The organism is Mesorhizobium sp. WSM4808, from assembly GCF_055811675.1.
In genome coordinates, this window is the sequence record NZ_JBVVQX010000032.1 from 1 (window position 1) to 19648 (window position 19648).

Consider the following 19648-nt stretch of genomic DNA (forward strand, 5'->3'; position numbering starts at 1 on the left):
GCCGATATCGCGGCCACTTTCGGCCTCACCCAGCATCAGGTGAAGCGCATTCTGGCGCTCGGCGAGCTTCTGCCTAGAGCATTTCACGTTTTGACGGAAGCGTATCCGGCGTTTGCGAAGTAGTTCTTGCACTCGGCAGCCTCGATGGTTTCGACGAGGTGGCCGATATGGCGCCAAGTGTCCTCGACGGTGCGTTTCTGAGCCTGGCGCATCCAGTGTTTGATCTTAGCGAAGGCCTGCTCGATCGGATTGAGGTCCGGAGAGTAGGGCGGCAGGTACCAAAGCCTGGCGCCGGCGGCCTTGATCATTTGCCTGATGGCCGCCGATTTATGACTTCCCAGATTGTCCATGACGACGGTGTCGCCTGGCTTCAGCACGGCGACGAGTTGCTGTTCTACATAGGCGCGAAAGCATTGGCCGTTGATTGGTCCGTCGAAGACGCAGGGTGCCGCGAGCCGATCCCAGCGCAACGCGCCCAGGAAGGTCAGCGTGCGCCAATGGCCGTGCGGAGCCAAGCCGCGCAGCCGCTTGCCCTTCGGTCCCCAACCGCGCAGCGGAGCCATGTTGGTCTTGATCCAGGTCTCATCGATGAAGACCAGGCGCTGCGGATCGAGACCAGTTTGCCAATCGCCATCGCTGGCGCCTTCGGGCAATATCAGAGCGTGCCTGCTCAAGGGCGAACAGCGTTTTTTTTGAAGCTCAGGCCCTCGCGGCGCAGGAACAGCCACACCGCGTTGTGGGAAACCTTCACCCAACGGCCAGCCAACTCATCCTTCAGACCATGCAGCGTCAGATGTGGCGTCTCACGTATACGCGCCTCGATGAAAGCACGGTGCGGCTCAAGCACCCTCTTGCGATGTCCACCCATCTTGCCCGGCGCCACCGACCCGGTCGTCCCATAGCGCTGCAACAGCTTCACCGCCGCCGAAACCGAAATGCCGAACCGTTTGGCGGCAGACCGCCGGCTCTCGCCACTCAAAACCGCCGCCACAACCCGCTCGCGAAGATCATTGGAAAGAGGTCGAGTCATCAGATGCTGGCCTCCACTCCAGCCAGCATCTTGAATCACAAAACCGACAAATCGGGAATCCCTTCGATTCCACCAAGCCGTGAACCGCTCTAGGATTCGCGAAGCCTATCGCCGCGAGGAAATCGACGCCGAGACGGTGCGCCATCTCACCATGGCCTCGAAGGCGCAGGAGAAGGACTGGCTCGCGCTCTTTGCCGACCCCGACAGCCGCGCGCCGCGCGGCTGTCAATTGAAGCAATGGCTGTTCGGCGGCCAGTCGATCTCGACCAAGGTGGCGCTGTTTGCCATCGAGGATTATCCCGGCCTGATCGTCTCCGATCTGTTCGGCGAGGAAAGCTATTTTGCCGACGCCGACCTGTTCTGGCTCAAGCAGAACGAGGCCATCGCCGCCAGACGCGATGCCTATCGTGAGGCCGGATGGAGCGACGTGATCGTGCTCGAGCCGGGTCAGCATTTTCACGCATGGGATTACGAAAAGACGCCGAAGAAGAAGGGCGGCAAGGTCCTTATATCAGTCTCGCATCGCGGCGAGGTCGGGTGCACGAGGGCTGGCTATCGCGCAAGGAAGCCCGCCGCGCCGGCGCCAATGGCGAGGCCGCAGAGGCCGGGACCCCGGATAAACCGTCGCGGCCCGAACTCACCGGACCGATGCAGAACTATGTCGATCTGCACCGTCATGCCGCCGTGCGCTTGGCGCTCCTCGACCATCCGGCAGCAGCACTTCGCCTGATGGTGGCGCATGCGATCGCCGGCTCAAGCCTGTGGCAGGTGCGCACCGAGCCGCAGCGCGCCGCCAACCAGATCGTGGCTGCGAGCCTCGCAGCCTGCAAGGCCGAGGCCGCCTTCGCGAATAAGCGGCGTGCGGTCCTGGCGCTGCTGGGACGATCCGACGAGGATGGCAAAATCGCTGGCGGCAATGGCGGCGACATCGGCACGGCAACCCTGTTTGCGCATCTGCTGACGCTGTCCGACGACGATGTCCTGCGCGTCCTTGGCATCGTCGTGGCCGAGACGCTTGAAGCCGGCAGCGCCGTCATCGAGGCGCTCGGCAGTCATCTGAATGTCGACCTCGCCGCTTGCTGGCAACCGGACGACGCCTTCTTCGAGCTGTTGCGCGACAAGGAAATTGCCAATTCCATGCTAGCCGAACTCGGCGGCAAGCATGTCGCGGACGGCAATGTCGCCGAGAAGGTGAAGACGCAAAAGACGATCATCCGCGATTTTCTTTCCGGGGAGAACGGCCGCGAGAAGGTGGAAAGCTGGCTGCCGCGCTGGATGAAATTCCCGGTCGAAAGCTACACGCAGCGAGGCGGCTTGCGCACCGCCGATCAATGGGCGCGCGTTCAACCGCTGTTTGCGGCGCAATGATCTAGCCAAGCCCACGGCGGCGGCTCTTTCAAAAGCCGCCGCTTGGGGCAGCCATCTCCCGGCACGGCGCCGGCCGCACATTCGCAGCCTTTGAGCCGCGCCACGACCGGCGCGGGGCTCACGGGCAGCTGAGAGGGAAGGTGCTTGCGCACCGCGGTGACGCGCAAGATTGCACGGCAGGGTTGCAAATTGGGTGATCTGTGATAAGAAAATGTGAAGTCAGAAGAGGCCTATTGAAATGAAGCGCATGCAAGAAAAAGACATTCCCGCATTCGTGCAGGACGTGGTCGCGACGGGCTGCGATATCTGCGCCGTCGGTCCGAGTTGTTACTCCCTGGGCGATACCGATGTTCCGCGCGACAAGCGTAGGGGATTGTACAAGAAGCTCGGCGAAATCGATGCGCGCTACGGGAGCCGCGATCACCTGCGTTTCCACATTGCGGCGCACCTGGCGTCGATTGGCCGCTACATCGACGCGCCCCCAAAGGAGGAGGAGGCCTGGATCGATAATGAAACACCCGAGTTGGCCGAGGTCACGCCTTATGACGTGGCGCACTTTCAGACTTACGCCGTCCTGCTGATGTCGGAGGCGATGGGCCTCGACTGGCGCAAGGTGGCACGAGCCATCTTGAACATTGACGCAGAGCGCCAGCCGGAACGGGCACGTCGGGCTTGGACATCCCACTTGGCGCGGGCGCGGTGGCTAGCGACGAGCGGCTGCGGGCAGCTTCAGAGCGACCGGTTGCAATAGCCGCCCCGTACGGGAAGCTCGCGTGACCAAGCCAGCCGTTGCCAAAAGGCGAACATGGAACTTTTCGAGCGGCGGCGTGTCGAAAAAACTGCAATCCTTTTTCGTTTATACGCTAATCGAGTACCAGATCGACACGTCCAGGACGGCAACATCAGGATGTAACCGTCGTTACGCTGCTCAACGCCGTCCTTGTGATGGCGTTGAGCAGAAGGCGAGCTCCAGACCTTAGGCGTTAGCTAGCGTTTCGCGGCTGGCTTCTTGATTGGAGTAGACTTCTCTTCCTATGCCAAGTTGCCGCCGATTAACTCGGCGCAGCCGTCCTTTGCCAAACGGCATGGCCGACAGTTCTTACGCGTTCAGAAGGTTGGTCGTCCGATTTATCGTTTCCGTACCTCAGAAGTCGCGAGGAGATTGGGAGGGCAACGGTATTCATCTAGAAGCTAGGATGCGCTGCTTTGCCCCTGCCGGAAGAATCCCCATTTTTTTGCCGTCCACAATCATTGCATATATGGGTGCTACGGAGGGTCCGATCTGGGAAACAAAACAAATCGGGCGAGGCTTGATCATGACGACCCCCAGCCGAGCGAAATCGCCCGCACAGCTTTTCCGGCATTTGTCGGCGAAGTGGCCTGCGGCGTTCAATCCGAAAGCGCCCAAGCCGCTTAGGATCGGCATCCACCATGACATTCGCGTGCTGGACGGCGAACTGTCAGATGATGAATTGAGGAGAGCCCTGCGCGCCTATACCAGCATGCCCAGGTACTTGGCGAGACTGAATGCTGGCGCTGTGCGAGTCAATCTTGATGGCGAGCCGGCCGGCGAGGTATCGGATGCGGAGGCGGCGAGCGCCAAGGCTTTGCTGTGCGCCCGCAAGAACAAGGAAGAGACCAAGAAAACGCCGGAGCCAAGGGCGCCTGATGCCCCGCCCCAACCGAAGCCGAAGCAAACGGCCGTGCTCACCGCGAAGAATACGGCTGGAATAGTCGTTGAGACGAAGCGTCGCCGGTCTTTCCGAAAGCCGATGGCTTGAGCGGCAAAGGTCTTCCCAAGACTCATGGGCTTCCCAGCAATAGCCATGATGAAGAGGTCTATGCCCCAGAGGAACATTTCTGAGCGGCGGCGCGCCGGTTGGAACATCGTCACCGCGGGCGACGAGTCCGCGGTCGATTGCACGGTCGAGGACACGATTGTGCGCCACAGCCACGCGCTCGCCCTCGGCAGCGTCCGGCATGTGGCCAGCGGAGAGCCGGATCCGGCTCTGATCTATCATCATGGCGCTTACGGATCGTCTTGAGCGAGCGGTACACCAGTGAGTGGGCCGCAGTCACGCGCTTTTATTCTCCTTCTGGCCCGTTGAACGGTCAACCTACCGCTCGGCCCGGCTCTGGCGGAGCACCCACGGCAGGCGCCGCTTCCATCGTTCACTTCGCGGCAAAGGCACATCTTTCTGCCACCGCTTCTTGCGGCGTGTTCGTCCGTCTACAGGCGATGCGTGCGGCGCTTCCGAAACCGGCGCCTCCTCAACAGTTGCGGGCTCAGGAAGCGATGCGTCGGGCATGATCATGTCCTTGGCGTCGGATACTGCTTCAGCGGTGGTGAACACGGGCTGGGAAAGATTTTCGCCAGGACCAATCGACTGCCGCGTCGCCTCAGCGACTGCACCTTTCGTGTTCGCTTTCGCGACATCGTACGCGATGGCGGCCAGGTCGATGCCGGCCCAGATCGACTCTGGCCGTTTTACGAGGCCACGCTTCTGTTTGATCTCGACGACAAAGGGTCGCTGCTGCTTCATAGTGCTCTCGGCGGACTTGGGGATTGCGAACGTCGTCTAAGCCCATCGCGCGCCTTCGTCCACCCGCCCCCACGCATTGTCCACATCCATCCAGCACCCTCATGGTGTCCGCTTCCGGCACACTGTAGAAGCCAGGTCCTAACCGCATGAAATTGGTCTTTGGCTTCTGTCGCGGACACACGATAATTTCGTACCCACTCGCGCGAGACAGCCTGTTGCACATCTGCGCCGCTGACATCGAATCCCGGTGGTTGTTCCACGTTCGCCACGACCATTAGCAGTACCAAAATTGGCAATCGCGGTGCCTAGACGTGACGGCCAGGCTTCAATGACGGGGAAGTGGGAGGATTGCGCGTTTACCAGGCGAGCTGGTCGGCCGTTCAATCGAAAGCGTCAACTGAGGCGCTTCCTCGCCCGCCTGCAACTGGGAGACACGCTCGTCTAGTTCCTTGTCCACTTCCGTCAGGCGGTGGTTCAGGCGAAGGTAGTCCGTCCAGGTCGGCGTGCGGAATGTCTCTGTCCATTGCATGGGCTTCTGCAGGTTGCGCTGAAGCGTCCAGTTCCGAGCGCCGACGCGGCTGTGGATATGCCTGCGCTGCCGCATGAGCTCGAGGAAGGCCTCGACATTTCTCTCGGCTATCAGATATTCGACCTTGACCACGATAGGACCGCTTCTCGGCTTCAAATTGAGAGCGACAGCCGGGGCGTCGAATTCCTCCAAAGGATCGGGCTCGGACTCGTGGCGCTCGCGCAAAGGAAACAGCACGCCAGCTGCGGCGACGAGCAGCAGCGCTCCAGCGGAACCCTCCAGCGCCCATGTCAGGGAATGGCTTTGGGAGACCGTGCCCCATACCCAGCTGCCGGCCGCGATGCCGCCATCTATCAATGCATAGTAGATCGAAATCGTGCGCCCCACGACCCAGCGCGGGCTCGCCAGCTGCACGCTTACGCCAACCCCGGACCAGGCGGTGACCCACCCCGCGCCGCCCAAGGCGAGCGCAAGTGCGGCCACCGCAATCGAAGAGGTCAGTGCCAGGGAGAGGGAGCAGGCCGCGCAGGCGACGCACGCGAGCTTCATCAGACGTTCTTGCGACAAGCTCCGTCTGAATGTGCCGTTGGAGATGCCGGCGAAGACGGCCCCCGTCCCGAAGCCGCCATGAGCGTGCCATAGGCGAGCGGTCCGCCTCCCAGATGATCACGGACAACCAGCGGCAGCAGCGCGAGAATGGCGATGCTTGCCAGGCCAAACAGCGTTCCGCGTGCGATCGCCGCCTTGATTTCCGAAGACATCGCCGTGAAGCGCAGCCCGTCATAGATCGCCGTTCTCATCGACTCACGCGGGAGAGGCGAAGAGCGAACCTTCCACTTGCAGCGCCATATCGTGCCCAAAGGGACCAAATAGGTGAGGGTGGTCATGGTAAAAGCTGCCAAAAGCCCAAACGAGGCAACCACAATGCCGCCGAGTGCCGGGCCCACGGTCCGGACCGTGTTGAAGCCGACGGAGAGCAGGGTCACGGCGGCCGGGACATCGCGGCGGTCGACGATATCGCCAACCGAGGCCTGCCAGGCGGGATCGTGAAGAGCACCCCCGCATGCGATCAGGAAGCTGAAGCCGAGGATCATCCACGGACTGACAAAGCCCAGCGCCACAACCGCCGTCAGCATTGCAGATCCTATCACCATCAGGCAGCGGCCGGCGAACATGACCCGGCGACGGCTGAAATTGTCGGCGAGAGCCCCCGCGAATACTGATAAGATGAACGCGGGCAGGTTCGATGACGCCTGGACCAGCGCAACCATCAGATCGGAAGTCGAGATCGTTGCCATCAGCCAGCTGATGGCAACAGTCTGCATCAGCCAGCCGAGAGAAGAGACCTGGGTGGCGAGCCAGATCGAACGAAAGGTCGGCTGCACGAGGGGCGAAAAGGTCTTTGGTGCAGCCAAATCTTCAACTGATCCAGCTGCTTTACTCATTCTTGCGAGCCTTTGCTTTGCGTTATCGGCCGTCTCGCATGTAATCTCGACTGAACAGTGGCGGCTGGCAAACTTGAGAGAAACTCTTTTGCACCGCAGTTCCTCTCAGCAGCATTTTTTCGGCCGAGACGCAGACCCGAGCCGGCTCGCCTCGCCTTGGAAGACTTCATCTGGGTGGAGTCCGGATTCTTGCTTGTGGTTTGACGCGGCATGCTTCATCAACGGGCACTTTGCCGAGCGATGCCTTTTCGCGAGACGCGGCCATGTTCTTTCGATGAATACTCACTCGCCAGCGACGTTCGATGCGGCTGAGAGTGGCCTTGGGGAGAGTGAGACGCTTGCAGATCCTTTACAGGCTTGACGCATTGATAGACGCAGACGATTGCCGGGCCGCTATCGAAGAGGCGCGCGCCTTGCTGCTTCAATTCAAACCAAGGTCTGATGCGCTCACACATGCGATCGACGACTTTCTGCTCGATCTGATGACGCTGTCTTTCGTTGTTGAGTGTTACGGACGTGGCTTTGAACTTCTGGCGCGAACGCTTGCCCGCAGACGGCTGGCAAAGGTCCGACTTTTGGCGGGAGGGGTCGATACAGCCAGGCAGAAATGACACCCAAAGCCTGAGGGCTGGAAGCGGCGATCACGCCGCGTTCCGCACAGTGACGAAGGATGACGTTGCACTACCAAAAAAATAGGGTCGTCGGAAAACCGAGGGCCCTTTAGATGTGAAGGTCAAAACCTCCAGAGGGGAACAGCCGATTGCGATGCAAATGGGAGGAAACCATCTCGTCTTCAGCTTTAGCCTTAATGGCTAAACGCTGGGCGATGCGCAAACACATTTTGTGCGATGCAGCTATGCAGGAACGCCGAGCATCCCTCTCACCTCCAAAATGCCGAGGCGGCCATGCCCAGCGTGCGTCAACTATCTGGATGATCTCCATCCGAATGCGACGCACAGCGCGGAGGCTGCATGATGCTGCATTCTCCGATCCATGTCGGGGTGGCGCAGAGCCATTCTTATCTTGCAGCCGGCTGAGGATCCGCCATTGGCACCCGGTCAGTTCGGGTAGTACCCCGGCGGGCCGAGCCAAATCAGCCGGCCCCTGCCGACGTCCCGCTCGGGTTAGGTATTTCCGTGTGTTCGCGGTCATCCATCCTTAAGCGGCAGACGCCGGACCCTCGGAGTCTCGCCAGTCGGCCGGTCGTCAATCGACCGAAGTGATGGGGGCGGGTGCGTCCCTTTCCGGCTGTGGCTGTCGGTAGTTTTTGCCATGATGCGTGACGGGGACGGCCGGGCCTGATGGCGCCTCACCGTGGCTGTGGTTGCGGTGATCGTGCCGCTAGGGTTCGCCTGTCGTCTGGCCGGCGGTTTCATAGAAGGGCGCACCACCTGCGTCCTCGATGGGGCTGGTCTGACCGAAGGCCGTCTTCGCTACGCTGCGCCTCGTTCCCAAGCCCGCAACAGCCGGCCGCGACTTTCTTCCCCTGCTGGCTTCGCCATCATTCCGCGCGGAACAAGAAAGCCTCGTCCTGGCTGCCCTTCACTGTCGTTCCGGCCCTAAGGACCACCCCATTGCGCACGCGCAACGGGGACCCTGGTGGGTGCGGGGCCGATCGCCTCCGGTCTGTCGACCGCTATCGAGGTCGCGGTGGTCGCGGCCCGAGAAACTCACGGAGACGACATCATGGCTACCATCGGCACTTTCACCTCAAACGGCAACGCTGGCTTTTCCGGCGCCATCAAGACCTTCAACCTCAACGTCAAGGCCAAGCTGATCCGCGTCGAGAACCCTTCCGACAAGGGCCCTCACTTCCGCGTCTACTCGGGTAGCGTCGAACTGGGAGCCGCCTGGCAGAAGGTCTCCAACGAGGGCCGCGACTACCTCTCGGTCAAGCTGGACGACCCGAGCTTCCCCGCGCCGATCTACGCCACCCTGATCGAGGTGGAAGGCGAGGAAGGCCTGCAGCTGATCTGGTCTCGCCCCAACCGGGACTGATCGCCTCGAAGAGGGCTCCGCCGCACGGCGGGGCCTTCGGCCGTTCCAGCGGCAAGGATACCGAGCGGCCGAGGCTGAAAACCATGCTTAAAAGCCCCGGGCCCGGCGACCAGGTGCTAGCCGTTGCCACTGATCGCATCGCCCGCAATCTCCTCGACCTACTCACCATCCTGCGCGCCATCTAGAGCAGCGCGCTAGCCTGCGGCCTGCTGGACGAGCCGTTTATTGACACGACGATCGGAGATGGCTGATCTCATCATGTTCGTCGTCGGCTGGGCCACGTACTGACAGCGCTGCAACATTCTGCTACGCACGTTTGATGCCCTGATCCTGCCACCGTCCCCAGGCACTGCGCCAACCAGAAATCTCCCATCGCGCCCCTTGAACCGTCTCGGTCCGGACAGCACATTTGCGATGGTTGCCGGGCGGAATGCTCGTCCAAAGCGGTGGTTCGTGAACTGGGAGGAGCGCATGGATGCGGAGGAGTTCGGCAGCCCCATTTTCGTGAAGCTTGCGCCCTATATCGTGCAAGAGATTGCGAGCCTCGCGGACGCCATCGATTTCCTCAGCGTCTGGCCCGAGCATCAAAGAGAGCTGATCCACCAGACCGCCCTTCAGGCCTGCTATGACGCAGAGGATGGGCACAAACCGTTAAGCGCCGCACACCACACTTTTATCGATTTCGCCAGGCAGGTCGCCAATTTAGAAGATCCAATCTCCGCCATGCAGTGGATCGCCGCCTGCAAAAAGCGGCGCGCGTAGGGACAGGTTGGGTTTTAGCTAAGCTTGGGGGCATTCCGTTCGATTTTCACCGATCGCGGACAAGAGCGGAAGAATCTCCATCATCACCGGTAATTCCGGAAAACAGGAAGCGGCTGGCCGCCGAGGCATCGAGTTGGCCTTTGGGCCTGCGATCTTTTGCGCGATGTCGCCAGCCGCTAGTCCGGATCACAGTCGCGATATCCGCGCCGGCGCTTGGCACGCTGAAGCTTCATTGATGCGGTGGCCGCACTGTCTTCGCTATCGAAGGTTTCCATCATCGACTGGCCGCTGGTCCCGATGCGGCCCCAGTTGCGAATGACGGATGCTCCGCCGAACAAGGTCGGTTGGATCGCAACCATATAAAACCGCCGCATATTCTGCGATGGGTCGATGCGTCGAAGATGAACCGGCCCTGCCTCTTCGTTTTCCATGGCCGCAGTCTCACTTGGCTTGGAAGCGGCGTCCAACGAGTTCTTTGAATCCAACCGGCTCAACCGATTCATTGCGGTCATGGGTGCGGCGCGGTCGCTTCAGGAAGGTCATGATCACCGCGGTGGCCAGCAAGCTCATCGCCGCACTGTGCATGATCGAAGGCACACGCGTCGGCCGTCACGACGCAAGCGCGCAGCAATTCGGCCCCCGAGCCTATCAGACCGCCGGAACCACCCCTTCGCGGGGTTAATCGTCGTCATCAAAACTGCTCTCATCGCCTGAACCTTTGGCGGCGGGATCATGTGCGGCCGTTTGAGCGGCGACCGGCATAGACCTCGTGCCTCTGGTTTCGTGGCGGCATGATCGTGCCGCTTGTGCCGGATGCATGGCGGACATTCCGATATCTCCAGTATCGTCCTTCTGGAACGGATGCCCGGACCTTCCCTGAACGGCCTCTCTTAAGATTGGTCTGACGCCGGTCCGGCCTTTTTGCCTGCAACGGCTTCGCCCACCTTCTTCCCCTGCGGCTTCGCCGCATTCGCGGGACAACAAGCTCGGCTTCCGCCGTACTCCGCTCCGCTGCGGCCCAGCGGATGCAGGCGGCCGGACCGTCGTCTCACGACCGCTATCGAGGCCGCACAGGGCGGCTTCGGACAAACCAGTCAGGAGCACACGAACATGGCTACTATCGGCAACTTCCAGCTGGCAAAGTATTCAACGGCGAGATCGTCACGCTTTCCCTCCAGGCCAAGACGTCCGGATCGTCCCCAATACGCGCGCCAGCGCCGAAAACGCACCCAGCCACCGCGTGCTCGTTGATCGAATCGAATTCGGGGTGCCGGCTGGTCCAAAAAGTCCAACGAGGCCGCGCCTATCTGGGCCTCAAGCTCGACGGTCCGTGCTTCACCGCCCCAATCTACGCCAACCTCGTCGCCGACGAAGGCGGTCAGAGCTACAGCCTCATCTGGTCCCGGCCGAACCATCGCAACGGCGACTGACACTGAATGGCGCCCCGCAAACATCGGCACGTCATTCAGATCGCCCAGCTACTCAGCGCCTCAGATCGATAGCTTGACGCGCCACGGGGCGGCTTCGGGCAAACCGCAAGAAATTAGAACGCCAGGCATCCCCGCGCGATTCTTGCCTGCCGGGCGGCGATCTCAACGACCCGCTCGCGGATTTTTTTGATACTTTACTTTGTATGCTCCGCCTTGCAATCATGCCGAGTGAGTCTGAACGGAGGAAAAATCGAGCACAAAAAAACCGGCGCGGAGGCCGGCTTTTCCAGGGAATAGGCTACAGGAGTTGGCGCTCCTGATCTCGCCCGAAGATTTTGCGAGACCGTAGCCCGTCTTTCCCGGCATTGCAAGAAAAAATGCGCTTCCGCGCCACGGCTTTGCACGGCCTGGCGAGAGGAAAGAAATGGATCTCTATTCAACGTTGGGCCTATGGCTCGCGAACATTCGGTCATTAGCCGAGCTGGACGATTTTTGCCGGCAAATATGGAAGCTCTACGGCGAGGAGTTGCTGGGCGAGGCCGATGCGGAGCGGCTTTGCGAGAAGGCTGAGCGACAACGCGCCGACCTCAAGAAGGCCCCTGCGAATGGTCGCGCACTACCCCGCTCCTCTTATCCGCAACGCCCTCGCAGTGAGCGAGGCCGGCGCGAAGCTGCCAGCGGCTTGCGAGATCCCGTGCGGTGGAGAAGGAAGCGGCGTCTCGCTCGCATGCAGGCTATCCGGCCCGAATTCGCCGGCGAGTTCACCGAAGGGGAGAGCGCGGCACTCTACATCGTCATGTGCGACTGCCGGCAGAACGGCAACTGCGACCGATCGGTAAAGGAAATTGGCGATCGGGCCGGCGTCGGGGCGAGCACGGTTCGCAATGCGCTGCGCAAAGCAAGCAGGCTCGGTCTGCTGCGCGTCACCGAGCGCCGGCAATGGCGTGCCAGGAACCTGACAAATCACATTGTTATCGTGCATCGTCGCCAGATCGCCTGGATCGCGAAATTTCGGCCCAATCTCGGCCTTAAATTTTATCCGACTGCCTTCAAAAAAGCGGCGTCCACAGGAAGCTCCCGCAATAAACAGAGCAAAAGACCGTTTAACAGCCGATCCGACTGGCCTCCGGAGGGGTCGAAGCCAATTCCCCAGTCACGAATCGCCGACCGGCTGACGCGTTAGCCGCCAAAACCACGCTTGCCGCGGAACCCCTAAAAGCGGCACGAGGCTGTCTTTGAAGCAGCCGGCGATCGGTCGCGCCAAATCAGGCCGGTTGGTGCTGGCTGTCGGGTTCCCGAAACAAAAAGGTTGCCGGATCGCGACCGAGCGCCTCGCCGACGGCGGCGATCGTGTCGACACTGATATTGCCGCTCGCGCGCTCGAGCTTGGTGAAAGTGATCTCCGACACACCCAGCAGCTCCGCCATTTCATAGCGGACCAGGTTGCGGCGCTTACGCTCGCTGTCGATGATGGCGGCGAGGCGCGCGCGGATCGAATTTTCGGTGAGCTTGTGCGCCCAGGGTTCCACCTTGGCGCCGCCGACCAGAAGTGTCGCGATCGACACCTCGAGCGCCTGGGCCATCTGTTCGACCGTGCGCAGGGTCACGTTGTTTCGTTTTCTCATGGTGCGGATGTAGGTTCGGTATGCCAGCCCTTGACCCGGCGACGTCTTGAACAGTTCCGCCATGTGTTGATGGCGAAGCTTTCGCTTCCGGCGCTCGGCTTCGAGGAACCAGGCGATATTGTCCCGAAGCGGGTTGTTCACCTCGCCGGCTTCGTTTGGCAGCATGAATCTATGTATTCGCACGAACCCGCCTGTTCGGTCTGCCCTTTTCCCTGATTAAAATCCATAGTAAAGTGTCAAAAACGCTCAGAGGAAAAGGGCCCGCACCATGGTGAAATATCTCGTTGTGGGCGCTGTCGCGATCGCCGGCGCCGCGTCTGTTCCGTCCCAAACATTCGCATCCGAGTGGGGGTGTCAGGTCCTGCTTTGTCTGTCTGGTGACTGGCAGGGCACGCCGTCTTGTCATCCACCGATAGATCGGCTGATCGACGCCATGGGATTGCCGGGCTTTTCGTGGCCGACTTGTCCGCAGGCCAATTCGTCCAGCGCCGGCTACGATCCGTACGAGTCCTGCCCGCAGGGGTGGATGCCTTACGCGCCGGCCAGCGACCGGCCGGGACAAGGCCAGGCCAGCATGTGCCGGATCGCGGCTGGCAATCTCGGTCAGCCTGCCAACTTTGGAGCGCGGCAGGGTCAGGCCGACGGAAGTCCGACGGGAACCATCCAGCTCGGCGACCGCACCGTGCCGGTCCAGCTTACTCATGTCTCCAGCGGAGCACATAACGATCGAACGACCACCTATTACGACATTCAACGCCCGCGCCGCGCGAAGCCTTACTACATCGATTACGACGACGCGAACGGGCTGCGGCAGCGCACCTGGTTCAACCTTAGCAGACCATGATCCCGAGTCACCCCGGGCGGCTAAATTAGTGGTAGGAAAAGAGGCAGTTACCCCGATGAAAAGCGTCAACAGGTTCACCATTCATGGCAATGTCGGGTCGGTCGCGCCCTTCGACAAAAGCACCAAGGTCAACATTGCCACCAATCGCAATTGGCGCGACGAACAAGGCCATGCCAAGGAAGCCACTGATTGGGTCCAGGTAACGGTCCTTGAGGAGAAGCAAGCCGCCTGGGTGGCGGAGAACGCCAAGCCCGGCGATGTCGTCTTCGTCGAAGGCCGCATCAGCAACAACTCTTTCAAACGCAACGGTGAGACGGTTTATACGACGGACCTTATCGCCTCGACCTTCAACCTTTTTCCGAAGCCGTGATCATGTTCAATGCGGGGGCCCTTATCATGGCGGCGGCATCCGGAACATTGGTCGGCATAGGCGGCACGCTCGCTCTTTATCCGACACAAGACCAGCTCTCTGCGGCGATTGCGTCCGAGCCGGCGCTGTGTGCGAAACTGGCCGCGGCCGGCCTTGAGATTCCATCGCCGGCCGAGGCTTTGGACGCTTTCCGGCGAGCGAAAAATACTGATCAAGCGACGTTGCGCATCGGAGAGTGCTTGAAGAACGCCGTGGGACCCGGCGTGCAATGCACCGTGAAGTACAAGCTTCGCACTTCCTGGAAAGGCGAAGGTGATGGCCTGGTCGCATTCTCCAGGGGACCCGATGGCTGGCAAGCGGTACAGCTGCAATAATTGTCTGATAGCGAACATCTGGTTTTGCTCAGTTCCGGCTCAGCAATCCACTCGAACCCTTCCTGCAGTGATCGCCGCTGGTGGCACCGGACTCTTAGACCCGCAATCGGGTCCATCGAAGGATCTTCTTTTGTGTCGCCGCAATTCCCATGCCCAAAGAGCCGGAGCCGGAGCGCGCCCCCACTAGCGCCGTAGGGACGGCGGAGGCCGGATATAACGGGCCGCTGGTGGTTCCGGCGTATAGAAGCCGTGCAGCCCTTGGCTCGGGCCGCGCTTCGCGGCGCTCACTTGTGTGGGGTGCAATAGACGCCTTGGGATTCCAAAAGGACGGCGCCGCCCTTCAATTCCGTCAGCGCACCCACCCAGGCGTCGGAATAGGTGCGACTGGCATCCACCGCCGTCAGCCAGATGACCCGATTGTCGGCAAGCTCCACCTTGACCTCGCTTTGGAGAGGGCTTGCCTGCACCGTTTGCTGATAATGCCGCTTGATGCGGACATCGCCGCTGGCAAACTCGATATTGTTGTTGTCGTAATTGAGCAGGAATGAAGCATCCCCTTTTGCGACCTTGCAGGAGCCGTCGCGTTCACACACGATTTTTGCTGCCGTGGCGCAATCCCATCGCAGCCCCGCGGGCCACATCGGATTGCTGCCGGTCCCCTTGGACTGATTACCTGTAGCGGCGGCGCCGAGGCTCGCCGCCGCCGCTACGGCCACCAATACTGCCCTAATCATCCCTTCCGCACACCTTACTGTTCGGCACCATCAGGATCAGCTCGCGCTGGCGCATCATGCCGACGGAGGCAAGCGCGCTGTAATGCGCCAGCGTGGCGGCTGCCGCATCAAGCGCGGCCTCGCAGCCGTCGCGCGTCGAGATTTCGGCCAAAGCTGCCCTGAACATCACTGTCCTGTCCGGTTGATCGCTCATAAATTGACACTACACTTTGGGTTCGGGTATGACAATTGCCGGGCAGCGGTTGGCATAAAAGCGGTTCATCGAAGGTCCCCCGAGCTATGATCATATCTGCCGCTATCGCCAAAGGTGGCACTGGCAAATCGACCCTGCTGCGCGCGCTCGCATCCGTCGCCCTTAAGCGCGGCTACGCGGTGACACTCATTGACGGCGACGTTCGCCAGAACATGAGCCGGTGGGCTCAGATGCTCAAGGAGGCCGGCAATCGTCCCGAGACACTCCAGCTGGTCAGCGCCACGACGCCGCGCGAGATCCTGAAGGCGGCAGGACTGCACAATAGCGAGCGCAGCGTGGTACTGATCGACACCGAAGGCACCACGAACGACAATCTCATGGCCGGGCTATTCGCCGCCGACATTGTCGTGGTGCCAATCTTCTTCGCGCTCGACGATGTGACCGCCGCAATCCAGATCACGGATCACTACATTCCGCTCGCGGTCGAAACACGCGGCCGGCCGCTGCCAGCCGTGTTTGTCCTGACAAAACAGACCATCATCGATGCGAAGGCGAGAGCCTTGAGCGAACTGCGCGCAATCATTCAGGCGAACGGCACGCCGATCGCCGACCATGCGCTGCAAAACCGTGTCGCTTATCGGGACCTGCAAAGCGGTCAGACACTCTACAGCCCAGATCAGCCCGACGCGAAGGCGATTGCCGAAAGTGAAGGGGTCTTCGACGATGTCCTGAAGACCTTCACCGAAGCAATGAGGCAGGCCGCATGACCGACAAGAGCCTCCCGGAGTCACAGGACGACAAGAAGGCTCGCATGATGAGAGCGATCTCCACTGAGCCGCCGGCGCTTCCGAGCATGTTCATCGCTCCCAAGTCCGATCCCGCCCATCAGCCGCTTGCCGCCGCATCCGCGGCGGCATCGGAGGCCGAAGCTGCGCCAGCGTCACCTCGGCCGGACTTCCGCAAAATGCTGCGACAGGGCCAGAAGAAGGATCCGGTTGCCGGCAAGAAGATTCGCGACGAGGAAATGGTACGCTGCGGCTATTACCTTACGGCCGGGGAGCAGCGCCAATTCAAGCTGCTCGCGATCAGCAACGGCCACAGCATGACCGAGTTGCTGCGCCAGGCGGTGCAGGACTACATCAGGATCCATAAGCACAAGCTGCCGAACGATTAGGTCAGCCCGCTCCGCGGCATCCGCCGCGGCGAGGGTTAGCAGAGAACGCTCGAGGCCACGCGACCGGGGCCGGGCCATCGATGCTCGGCTCGGCGCAAATCGGCCGTGCCCGTCGGCCTCGGTCGCGTGGCTCTGCTTATCCGTCTTACGTAGCCCGCGGGGGTCGCGGCGATCCCGATCGCACGAGCTCATGTTCCCTGCTCCTTGCGAGCTGTCTCCATGTTAGCATGATGATGCCGCAGCAAGGTAACATGCTGAGACAGAAACATGTCGCAACGTTGGCTTGTCGCTAAGTTGACGATGCAATATGTCCACAAGGAAACATGTTTCCGTACTAACATGTGCAGATGAGTTTGGAAGGAAAGCGGGGGTTAGTTAGAGTAACGCCGCAAAGATATTTTGGTGATGTTGTTTTTTGTCTTTGGCAGGATAGCTTTTTTTGTGTTACACACGAAAAAAGAACGGCGCGGCCCAAGGGCCTTAGCGCCCGCAAGCGGGCTTGAAGATGAAACCCAACAACGGCCAAACAAAAAGTCAGAACGCATCCCGGCGCTATGGCGAAGTCCTGCATGTGCGCTTCTCAATCGTCGAACTGGAGCGGCTGCGCACCATGGCTGACGGGGAGTCGGTGACGGTCAGCGAAGTCGTTCGCCGCCTTGTTCGGACCGAGGCGGGCTTTCTGCCGACAGCGACCGGGGAACTGCGACCTTCCATTGAGGAGGCCACCGACCAGCTTCGCCGCGTCGGTGTGAATTTCAACCAGGCGGTCCGCGCGATGAACGAGGGCCGGGTGCCGTATGACGAAGACCTCGAGCGCGCCTTGATCGCCGTTGGCGAGCTCGTGCGCCGCTTCCGCGAAGAATTGAAGGCGATGATTGCGAGGCCGCGCAAGCGAAGCGAGGTCAAGGCATGAACGGTCGTCTCGCCGGATATGCTGCCGAAATCGAACGCTATTTGCGCATACCGGGCGCTGGCGATCTCGAGAAGCTTAACGATGATAAGCTTTTGCAATCGGCTGGCCGGGAGACGGCCGATCGTCAAGCGATGAACATCCGTGCGAGTGGCGTGACCCAGGCCCGCGTGGCTTCGCCTATGGCTGGCGTGCAATCGTCGATGGGGAGTGCGAGGCACCCGGGAGCGAGCTCCCGCGTCGCAAAGGCACCGGTTTCGTCCTCAGGCCGAGGAGGACCGCTCAGCGCGATACCGCTGTCTGCGGTCACCAGTGGGAGTCTGCGTTCATCCAGCAACGCAAATGGGGCGATAGCGATTTTCGGCCTCACACTCGGCGCCTTCGTCAAGGAAGAGGAAGAAGAATGGCGGCGCCGTGGCGGGGGCGGCGGAAGGTCGGGCGCGCTCCCGTCCGCTCGACACTTCGCGCGGCCAACGCGAGAGGCGAGGGCGGTTGCGGCGCGCGCGGCCTATGCCGCCGGCGCGCAGCCGGCGGTGTTCAAGGTCCTGTCGAGCGCGGCCAATGGCAAACAGGCGGGCGCCTTGCTTGCCTATATCGGCACACGCGCCAATGAACAGGGCGAGAAGCGCGATATCGAGATCTTCACCGATAGCGGACAGGGGCTTGCCAATGCGCAGGACCGTCGCGGTTTCCTGCACCAATTCACAGAGACATTCCAGGCGCAGCTTGAGAATACGAATTTCATCGAGGTGCGGTTCGAGCTCGCCGGCGACGTCACGGACGAAGCGCTTTCGGGAGCCTTGAACACGGCCTTCGGATCGAAGCCGTTCGTCTATGCTCGCAACGGCAACAGCGTCGACGTTTATGGCCACACCGACCAAAGCGCCGGACCGCTTGCCAAGATTCTAGCGGCCGGGCGGGCAAATTCACGCAGCAAAGCGCTCGACAAGATCGAAGCCGGCTTGGGCGAAGCCATGGGGAAGGCCGGCATCCGCGCCACAGCAGAATTGACGGCGGCCGTCGGCAACGAGCGTAAGGCGCAATATTTTCTGCAAAAGTTTATCCGGGCGCACGAGCAGGTTCGCCAGGCGAATGGTCAGACGGTTTCCAGCAAACAGCCGACGAAGGCGGCCGCAGCGATTTTTGAGGAATGGCGGCCACAACTTTCTGGCCGGGAGCGGCGCAATGCCTATCACCTGCTTTTCTCGGCCCGGGCTGGCACAGACGCGCAAGCGGTCTTGGCGGCCGCGCGGGCCGTGCTCGAGGAGCGGGCGCCCGGGCACAAATTCGTGCTCGCACACCATGCCGAGACGTTGCACGTCCATATCCACGCCATGGTGCAGGCGTGGTCGGCCGACGGCGAGCGGCTGACATTCTACAAGGCGGATCTCCATGCCTGGCGCGAAGCGTACGCGGAGAAGGCGCGCGAGCACGGCATCGCGATGGTCGCAACCCGCCGGTACGATCACGCAATGAGCCGACCATATACGAAGGAACATGCGGGCGCCTACAAGCGCGCGCAGCACGATCCGCGCTACCAGGTGAGTGACAAGACGGTCGCGCGCGTGGAGGACAAACGACAGCGTCGAATGGACCGCGGATTGCTCGTCGCCAATGGCGGAGCGATCGCCGGCGTGTGGCAGCAGACGGCCGCCGTTATGCGGTCGGCTGACATCACCGGCCAAGCTCTGACTGCGGCCGAGGCGATCGGCCACACTGTCCTCCAGGTTCATGCGCACAGGGGAGGCGAGAAGCCGACCCCTGCCATTTCCAAAGGTGGCGGCGGACTGGGGCGGAACCCGTCGTACTTGTCCCATCCGGGCATGAAAGAATTGACCAGGCTGATAGGAGCTACCGAAATGGCGCAGACACCTTTGGAAATGCGGCAGAAGATGGCACGTGTGAACCAGGCGTTGGATCAAATGCGGGACACGCTCCTCAACGCTGAGCAACCCCGTTTCGAGCAATACCGCGATGGCGTGAACGACAAGATGCACGATCGTCTCGCCCGGCTTCAGTTCGAGCAGCAAAGGGGCGCGGGCGGAGGTGGGGAGGCCGCGCCTGAAAGAGAGCCGCGCGGCCGCGATTTGCCGGCCCGAAAAGACACGCGTCAGCCCGAGACCTCGGCGCGACATGCCGAGAAGGTGCGGCAACGCGTTCAGCAGCAGAAAGACTTAGCTAAGCAAAGGGGCCGGCAGGCCGACGATCAGGACCGCAAGACACAGCGCAGCCAGGACGACGAATACGAGCGCTAAGCACATGTCTTTCGAAGGTGGGCCCGGTTTCGGGACAGGGCGCGTGAGTCCTTTGCACGCGCCT

Annotated in this window: 24 protein-coding genes and 2 pseudogenes; 18 read left to right on the forward strand and 8 right to left on the reverse strand. The window is 61.3% G+C overall.

Going from position 1 to position 19648, the window contains the following annotated elements; translation table 11 throughout:
* Nucleotides 1-83 precede the first annotated feature (83 nt).
* Nucleotides 84-1030 (reverse strand): annotated as a pseudogene (locus AC0L2U_RS32050) (IS630 family transposase).
* A 79-nt stretch (nt 1031-1109) separates the two neighbouring features.
* On the opposite strand from AC0L2U_RS32050, the gene AC0L2U_RS32055 reads away from it, so the two are divergent.
* The 5 genes from AC0L2U_RS32055 (at nt 1110) to AC0L2U_RS32075 (ending at nt 4443) form a co-directional block, all read left to right on the forward strand.
* Nucleotides 1110-1760 (forward strand): hypothetical protein, encoded by a 651-nt coding sequence (locus AC0L2U_RS32055; RefSeq protein ID WP_473603335.1) that lies wholly within the window; start codon nt 1110-1112, stop codon nt 1758-1760.
* Complete coding sequence (locus AC0L2U_RS32060; RefSeq protein WP_473603336.1) at nt 1679-2398, forward strand: hypothetical protein; 720 nt, start codon at nt 1679-1681, stop codon at nt 2396-2398. The genes AC0L2U_RS32055 and AC0L2U_RS32060 overlap by 82 nt, the downstream gene beginning before the upstream one ends.
* Nucleotides 2399-2636: 238 nt before the next feature.
* Nucleotides 2637-3149: a hypothetical protein gene (locus AC0L2U_RS32065; RefSeq protein ID WP_473603337.1), complete on the forward strand. Its 513-nt coding sequence runs from the start codon at nt 2637-2639 to the stop codon at nt 3147-3149.
* Between the two features lie 565 nt (nt 3150-3714).
* On the forward strand, nt 3715-4179 hold the full coding sequence (locus AC0L2U_RS32070) for a ProQ/FINO family protein (RefSeq protein WP_473564927.1): 465 nt from the start codon (nt 3715-3717) through the stop codon (nt 4177-4179).
* A gap of 60 nt (nt 4180-4239) precedes the next feature.
* Complete coding sequence (locus tag AC0L2U_RS32075) at nt 4240-4443, forward strand: flavin reductase family protein (RefSeq protein ID WP_473603338.1); 204 nt, start codon at nt 4240-4242, stop codon at nt 4441-4443.
* 72 nt (nt 4444-4515) lie between these two features.
* On the opposite strand, the gene AC0L2U_RS32080 is transcribed toward AC0L2U_RS32075, so the two are convergent.
* Both AC0L2U_RS32080 and AC0L2U_RS32085 read right to left on the reverse strand, forming a co-directional pair.
* Nucleotides 4516-4941, reverse strand: coding sequence for a hypothetical protein (locus AC0L2U_RS32080; RefSeq protein ID WP_473603339.1), 426 nt, complete (start codon nt 4939-4941; stop codon nt 4516-4518).
* A 325-nt stretch (nt 4942-5266) separates the two neighbouring features.
* Nucleotides 5267-6915: pseudogene (locus AC0L2U_RS32085) on the reverse strand (MFS transporter).
* A 338-nt stretch (nt 6916-7253) separates the two neighbouring features.
* Between AC0L2U_RS32085 and AC0L2U_RS32090 the strand changes: the two are divergent.
* The 4 genes from AC0L2U_RS32090 (at nt 7254) to AC0L2U_RS32105 (ending at nt 9675) form a co-directional block, all read left to right on the forward strand.
* Nucleotides 7254-7526: a hypothetical protein gene (locus AC0L2U_RS32090; RefSeq protein WP_473564891.1), complete on the forward strand. Its 273-nt coding sequence runs from the start codon at nt 7254-7256 to the stop codon at nt 7524-7526.
* A 1075-nt stretch (nt 7527-8601) separates the two neighbouring features.
* On the forward strand, nt 8602-8913 hold the full coding sequence (locus AC0L2U_RS32095; RefSeq protein ID WP_473603340.1) for a DUF736 domain-containing protein: 312 nt from the start codon (nt 8602-8604) through the stop codon (nt 8911-8913).
* Entirely contained in the window at nt 8913-9098 is a 186-nt protein-coding gene (locus AC0L2U_RS32100; RefSeq protein ID WP_473603380.1) for a recombinase family protein, read from the forward strand. Before AC0L2U_RS32095 ends, AC0L2U_RS32100 begins: the two co-directional genes overlap by 1 nt.
* Nucleotides 9099-9384: 286 nt before the next feature.
* Entirely contained in the window at nt 9385-9675 is a 291-nt protein-coding gene (locus tag AC0L2U_RS32105; protein WP_473603341.1) for a DUF982 domain-containing protein, read from the forward strand.
* A 176-nt stretch (nt 9676-9851) separates the two neighbouring features.
* On the opposite strand, the gene AC0L2U_RS32110 is transcribed toward AC0L2U_RS32105, so the two are convergent.
* Both AC0L2U_RS32110 and AC0L2U_RS32115 read right to left on the reverse strand, forming a co-directional pair.
* Nucleotides 9852-10106 (reverse strand): WGR domain-containing protein, encoded by a 255-nt coding sequence (locus AC0L2U_RS32110; RefSeq protein ID WP_473603342.1) that lies wholly within the window; start codon nt 10104-10106, stop codon nt 9852-9854.
* Nucleotides 10107-10116: 10 nt separating this feature from the next.
* Complete coding sequence (locus AC0L2U_RS32115) at nt 10117-10245, reverse strand: hypothetical protein (RefSeq protein ID WP_473564894.1); 129 nt, start codon at nt 10243-10245, stop codon at nt 10117-10119.
* 455 nt (nt 10246-10700) lie between these two features.
* Between AC0L2U_RS32115 and AC0L2U_RS32120 the strand changes: the two genes are divergently transcribed.
* Nucleotides 10701-11105: a DUF736 family protein gene (locus AC0L2U_RS32120; protein ID WP_473603343.1), complete on the forward strand. Its 405-nt coding sequence runs from the start codon at nt 10701-10703 to the stop codon at nt 11103-11105.
* 424 nt (nt 11106-11529) lie between these two features.
* Nucleotides 11530-12288 (forward strand): hypothetical protein, encoded by a 759-nt coding sequence (locus AC0L2U_RS32125; RefSeq protein WP_473603344.1) that lies wholly within the window; start codon nt 11530-11532, stop codon nt 12286-12288.
* Nucleotides 12289-12370: 82 nt separating this feature from the next.
* Here the strand turns inward: AC0L2U_RS32125 and AC0L2U_RS32130 are convergent, their stop codons facing one another.
* Nucleotides 12371-12871, reverse strand: a complete 501-nt coding sequence (locus tag AC0L2U_RS32130; RefSeq protein ID WP_473603345.1) for a helix-turn-helix domain-containing protein — start codon at nt 12869-12871, stop codon at nt 12371-12373.
* 127 nt (nt 12872-12998) lie between these two features.
* Here AC0L2U_RS32130 and AC0L2U_RS32135 point away from each other — a divergent pair, with 127 nt between their 5' ends.
* Genes AC0L2U_RS32135 through AC0L2U_RS32145 form a run of 3 tightly spaced genes read left to right on the forward strand, consistent with a single transcriptional unit; the run spans nt 12999 to nt 14318 of the window.
* Nucleotides 12999-13574 (forward strand): hypothetical protein, encoded by a 576-nt coding sequence (locus AC0L2U_RS32135; protein WP_473603346.1) that lies wholly within the window; start codon nt 12999-13001, stop codon nt 13572-13574.
* A gap of 55 nt (nt 13575-13629) precedes the next feature.
* Nucleotides 13630-13944 carry a single-stranded DNA-binding protein gene (locus tag AC0L2U_RS32140; protein WP_473603347.1) on the forward strand — a complete coding sequence of 105 codons (315 nt, stop codon included), beginning with the start codon at nt 13630-13632 and terminating at the stop codon, nt 13942-13944.
* Between the two features lie 26 nt (nt 13945-13970).
* The gene (locus AC0L2U_RS32145) at nt 13971-14318 is read left to right on the forward strand and encodes a hypothetical protein (protein ID WP_473603348.1); all 348 of its coding nucleotides are present in this window, start codon (nt 13971-13973) and stop codon (nt 14316-14318) included.
* Nucleotides 14319-14602: 284 nt separating this feature from the next.
* Here the strand turns inward: AC0L2U_RS32145 and AC0L2U_RS32150 are convergent, their stop codons facing one another.
* Both AC0L2U_RS32150 and AC0L2U_RS32155 read right to left on the reverse strand, forming a co-directional pair.
* Nucleotides 14603-15034 carry a hypothetical protein gene (locus AC0L2U_RS32150; protein ID WP_473603349.1) on the reverse strand — a complete coding sequence of 144 codons (432 nt, stop codon included), beginning with the start codon at nt 15032-15034 and terminating at the stop codon, nt 14603-14605.
* Nucleotides 15035-15044: 10 nt separating this feature from the next.
* A complete protein-coding gene (locus AC0L2U_RS32155) occupies nt 15045-15245 on the reverse strand; it encodes a hypothetical protein (protein WP_473603350.1) in 201 nt (66 codons plus the stop codon).
* An 86-nt stretch (nt 15246-15331) separates the two neighbouring features.
* Between AC0L2U_RS32155 and AC0L2U_RS32160 the strand changes: the two genes are divergently transcribed.
* The 4 genes from AC0L2U_RS32160 to AC0L2U_RS32175 all read left to right on the forward strand — a co-directional run bounded on the left by AC0L2U_RS32160 (nt 15332) and on the right by AC0L2U_RS32175 (nt 19584).
* Complete coding sequence (locus AC0L2U_RS32160) at nt 15332-16012, forward strand: nucleotide-binding protein (RefSeq protein ID WP_473603351.1); 681 nt, start codon at nt 15332-15334, stop codon at nt 16010-16012.
* Nucleotides 16009-16419, forward strand: a complete 411-nt coding sequence (locus AC0L2U_RS32165) for a hypothetical protein (RefSeq protein WP_473603352.1) — start codon at nt 16009-16011, stop codon at nt 16417-16419. Before AC0L2U_RS32160 ends, AC0L2U_RS32165 begins: the two co-directional genes overlap by 4 nt.
* Nucleotides 16420-16924: 505 nt before the next feature.
* Nucleotides 16925-17332, forward strand: coding sequence for a MobC domain-containing protein (locus tag AC0L2U_RS32170; protein WP_473603354.1), 408 nt, complete (start codon nt 16925-16927; stop codon nt 17330-17332).
* Nucleotides 17329-19584 carry a relaxase/mobilization nuclease domain-containing protein gene (locus AC0L2U_RS32175; protein WP_473603355.1) on the forward strand — a complete coding sequence of 752 codons (2256 nt, stop codon included), beginning with the start codon at nt 17329-17331 and terminating at the stop codon, nt 19582-19584. Before AC0L2U_RS32170 ends, AC0L2U_RS32175 begins: the two co-directional genes overlap by 4 nt.
* Nucleotides 19585-19648 lie beyond the last annotated feature (64 nt).

Bases quoted from the DNA above. Each gene is read 5' to 3' on its own strand.
- AC0L2U_RS32060 (WP_473603336.1), top strand. From the start codon at position 1,679: ATGCAGAACTATGTCGATCTGCACCGTCATGCCGCCGTGCGCTTGGCG.
- AC0L2U_RS32065 (WP_473603337.1), top strand. From the start codon at position 2,637: ATGAAGCGCATGCAAGAAAAAGACATTCCCGCATTCGTGCAGGACGTG.
- AC0L2U_RS32070 (WP_473564927.1), top strand. From the start codon at position 3,715: ATGACGACCCCCAGCCGAGCGAAATCGCCCGCACAGCTTTTCCGGCAT.
- AC0L2U_RS32075 (WP_473603338.1), top strand. From the start codon at position 4,240: ATGCCCCAGAGGAACATTTCTGAGCGGCGGCGCGCCGGTTGGAACATC.
- AC0L2U_RS32080 (WP_473603339.1), bottom strand. From the start codon at position 4,941: ATGAAGCAGCAGCGACCCTTTGTCGTCGAGATCAAACAGAAGCGTGGC.
- AC0L2U_RS32095 (WP_473603340.1), top strand. From the start codon at position 8,602: ATGGCTACCATCGGCACTTTCACCTCAAACGGCAACGCTGGCTTTTCC.
- AC0L2U_RS32105 (WP_473603341.1), top strand. From the start codon at position 9,385: ATGGATGCGGAGGAGTTCGGCAGCCCCATTTTCGTGAAGCTTGCGCCC.
- AC0L2U_RS32110 (WP_473603342.1), bottom strand. From the start codon at position 10,106: ATGGAAAACGAAGAGGCAGGGCCGGTTCATCTTCGACGCATCGACCCA.
- AC0L2U_RS32115 (WP_473564894.1), bottom strand. From the start codon at position 10,245: ATGAGCTTGCTGGCCACCGCGGTGATCATGACCTTCCTGAAGCGACCG.
- AC0L2U_RS32120 (WP_473603343.1), top strand. From the start codon at position 10,701: ATGCAGGCGGCCGGACCGTCGTCTCACGACCGCTATCGAGGCCGCACA.
- AC0L2U_RS32125 (WP_473603344.1), top strand. From the start codon at position 11,530: ATGGATCTCTATTCAACGTTGGGCCTATGGCTCGCGAACATTCGGTCA.
- AC0L2U_RS32135 (WP_473603346.1), top strand. From the start codon at position 12,999: ATGGTGAAATATCTCGTTGTGGGCGCTGTCGCGATCGCCGGCGCCGCG.
- AC0L2U_RS32140 (WP_473603347.1), top strand. From the start codon at position 13,630: ATGAAAAGCGTCAACAGGTTCACCATTCATGGCAATGTCGGGTCGGTC.
- AC0L2U_RS32145 (WP_473603348.1), top strand. From the start codon at position 13,971: ATGGCGGCGGCATCCGGAACATTGGTCGGCATAGGCGGCACGCTCGCT.
- AC0L2U_RS32155 (WP_473603350.1), bottom strand. From the start codon at position 15,245: ATGAGCGATCAACCGGACAGGACAGTGATGTTCAGGGCAGCTTTGGCC.
- AC0L2U_RS32160 (WP_473603351.1), top strand. From the start codon at position 15,332: ATGATCATATCTGCCGCTATCGCCAAAGGTGGCACTGGCAAATCGACC.
- AC0L2U_RS32165 (WP_473603352.1), top strand. From the start codon at position 16,009: ATGACCGACAAGAGCCTCCCGGAGTCACAGGACGACAAGAAGGCTCGC.
- AC0L2U_RS32170 (WP_473603354.1), top strand. From the start codon at position 16,925: ATGAAACCCAACAACGGCCAAACAAAAAGTCAGAACGCATCCCGGCGC.
- AC0L2U_RS32175 (WP_473603355.1), top strand. From the start codon at position 17,329: ATGAACGGTCGTCTCGCCGGATATGCTGCCGAAATCGAACGCTATTTG.